3 protein-coding genes are annotated in these 2,779 nt (G+C 68.7%); 2 read left to right on the plus strand and 1 reads right to left on the minus strand.

Annotated features, from left to right (window positions below):
* On the minus strand, positions 1–692 hold a 692-nt coding region (locus tag VD972_RS09445; RefSeq protein ID WP_324984161.1), incomplete at its 3' end, for a serine/threonine-protein kinase.
* A gap of 101 nt (positions 693–793) precedes the next feature.
* On the opposite strand from VD972_RS09445, the gene VD972_RS09450 reads away from it, so the two are divergent.
* Together VD972_RS09450 and VD972_RS09455 are read left to right on the plus strand one after the other, a co-directional pair.
* Complete coding sequence (locus VD972_RS09450; RefSeq protein WP_324984165.1) at positions 794–1,057, plus strand: hypothetical protein; 264 nt, start codon at positions 794–796, stop codon at positions 1,055–1,057.
* A gap of 27 nt (positions 1,058–1,084) precedes the next feature.
* Positions 1,085–2,779: hypothetical protein (locus VD972_RS09455; RefSeq protein ID WP_324984168.1), on the plus strand; the 1,695-nt coding region annotated here is incomplete at its 3' end.

A 2,779-nucleotide genomic window follows, 5' to 3' on the forward strand; every position in this document is an offset into this window, starting at 1 on the left:
CCCCCGTCCGTGCACGGGGGCAGGTACACCCCCGTCATGCAGCGGTAGAGCACCACCCCCAGAGCGTACAGATCATCCGAGGGCTGGGAGTGCCAGCGGGCCGCGGTGTCCTTCCTGAAGCGCCACATGAAAGCCTTCTGCTCAGGAGGCCGATAGGCGCTGGTGCCAGGGGGTGCGGTGGTGTCAGTGAGAGAGTGGGCGCCGGCAAACCAGCCCGAGCCCCAGTCCACCAGCACAGCCCTGCCCGCAGCGGTGACGCGGATGTTGTCGCCTTTGACGTCCCGGTGGACGGCCCCACGGGCATGGGCATCCGCCAGAGCCCCGGCCACCTGTGCCAGCACGGCCAAGAGCTCGCGGGAGGAGCGTGGCTGTGCCTGGAACCAGTCGTAGAGGGTGAAGCCCTCTACCCACTCCATCGCCACATAGGGGTACTTGAGGCCCTTCGGGGAAGTCCACAGTCCCTGGTCCTCGTACCGGGGCGTGCTGGGGTGCCGCACGCGCTGCAGCAGCTCGGCCTCGCGTGGGAAGCGCGGATCCTGGGGCGCCTTGGCCATCTTGAGGGCCACCGGGGGAGCCTCGGGGTGTCCAGCGCGCCGAGCCCGGAACACCACGCCGAAGCTGCCGGAGTCCAGGCGGTCGAGAAGAAGCCAAGGGCCCACGGTGGTGCCGAGGAGGGGCGTGTCGTTGAGCAAGCGGGCCTCCATGAAGCTGGGGAACGCGAAATCCTACCCCATGGGGCGGGTTGCGCGCCATACCCAGGGCGTAGGAGAGCCGGCGTGGAACTCACTCGACCATGTCCACCCGGCTGAAGAGGTTGCTGGCCGCGTCGCTCGTCCTGGGCCCCACCGCCGGCTTCCTCGCGGGGCGGCTGACGGACCCAGACACCGAGGACCGTCCCGTCCTGCACGAGCTCGCTCGGCAACGCGCCTTGCTCGAGGAGCACCTCGCACGGGCCGAGGCCCCGCCTCCAGAAGTGCGCTGCGCCGTCGCCTCTCCCACCTGCGGCAACGATGCCTTCGATGACGAGGATGGCTGCTCCATCTATTCTCCTGGCTGACCCGATGGAGGGGGAAGGGAGTGATGCATGGCCATCTCCGCGCCACAGGAAGGCTCCGCAGGTCTTGAGCCGCTCAGCCTCGGAGAGCTCCTCACCGAGGCGCTGATCGATGAGGTCCTCAAGGCGGTGCCTCGCTGGCAGTCCGCGACGGGGAGGATCCTCCGGCACGAGTTCGAGCGCGTCCTGGAGGAGGTCGTCCTCAAGGAGAGCCCTCCGCCTGGAGGTGCCCGCAGGGCACAGGAGCTCTCCTCCACGGACTTGAAGACGCTCCTGCGGCCGAGGCTCGAGAGCGGGGATCCCGTGGGCCACATGGCATGCCTCGTGTGGGCAGACACACAGGAGATGCTCAAGGAGGAGGGGGGCAGGGTTCTGCGGAGCATGGAGCGAGGGTTGTGGAATACCTCCATCGGTAATGATCCGAGCTTCATCACCTGGACCCGCGAAGATCTCGCCTACACCACGCGTGCCTTGATGCACGCTGTATCCGGCGTGCGCGAGGATCGCGTCCGGCTCTTTGCATTTGTGATGGCGACGGAGACACCTGTCTCGATCGAGCCCGCGAAGATCTCCGTACCTCCCACGTACGTGCTGGAGGCCATCACGCTCGACAGGGTGCTGAAGCTGCAGAAGGTGCTGCGCAAGGTGTGCGCTCAAGTGGGAATGGGGCCGCTGCGGCAAGCCGCGAAGGATGGAGGACTCTATGGAAAGGAGTTCCGCCGTCTCGATCTCAGCGCCTTCAAGCGCTTCATCCCGGATGCGGACTCGCTCGCCAACCACCTGGCAGAGGCGCTGTGCCAGCAGCAGGCAGATCGGGCCTGTGCGCTACGAACTCTCCAGCGCATCGCCCTCGAGGCCTCTCAGGCTCCGACGCTGAATCCCCGTGCTCGCAGCGCCTTCCAGCGGGCCTCCAAGGCCATCAAGGCGGGAGACTGGGCGCAGCTCGCGCACTCGGCGGGGATCCTCGCGAAGCTGCGTGAAGAGGTCCCTCATCCGTTGCTGGAGTTGACGGGAGTGCTGCTCGCGTTCCTGTCCGGAGATTCCGAGCGGGTCCTGCACGCCCTCGCGCCGCCCCCTCCGGCTCCTCCCGTGCCCTCCGAGTCCTTCGCGCCGGCGCCGGTCCCCGAGCCCGCTGTGGGAGGGGACGTCCACCGCGCGCGACTGGCGGAGTACCGCGCTGCCCTCCAGGTGCGCTGTGGGGAGCTGCGTGCCGCGATCGCGGGGGGGCCGGACCCCCGGTTGCTGGGCGCTGCTTCCGCGCGACTCGCCGAGGCACTCCAAGCCCTGGGCGCGGCGCGCAACGAGACCTTTCGCAGCGCCGCCGACCTGGGATCGCGCCTCCCGAGCCTGGGCGCCAGGGCTGCCGAGGACATCCAGCACCTGTGCGAGGTGGCCCACTCCTTGGAGCGGGAGGCCGAGCAGCTGGCGGCCACCGTCTCCGGAAGGCTGGGCCCGACGGCGTCTCTCGATTGCTCACTGGGTGGACTCTCCCAGCTCTCTCAGGCGCTCGAGGCGGAGATCGCCCGATACGAGCAGGCTGCCGCGGAGGTGCTGGGCCGCCTCGAGACACTGCCGTTCGATGTCCAGCTCGAGGCGCTGCCACCCCCTGAGGGTGCGGTGGAGATGAAGGCCTGGATCGAGCTGCTCCAACAGTTCGAGTCCGCGCTCAAGGAAGCCCTTCATGCGCGCGCGGCGGCTTCCCAGGCGCAGCAGCCCGAGCCTCCG

Source organism: Hyalangium sp. (assembly GCF_035629615.1).
Taxonomy (GTDB): Bacteria; Myxococcota; Myxococcia; order Myxococcales; family Myxococcaceae; genus Hyalangium.

What these genes read in the sequence shown, in the direction of transcription:
- VD972_RS09450 (WP_324984165.1), top strand. Translation starts at nt 794, where the DNA reads ATGTCCACCCGGCTGAAGAGGTTGCTGGCCGCGTCGCTCGTCCTGGGC.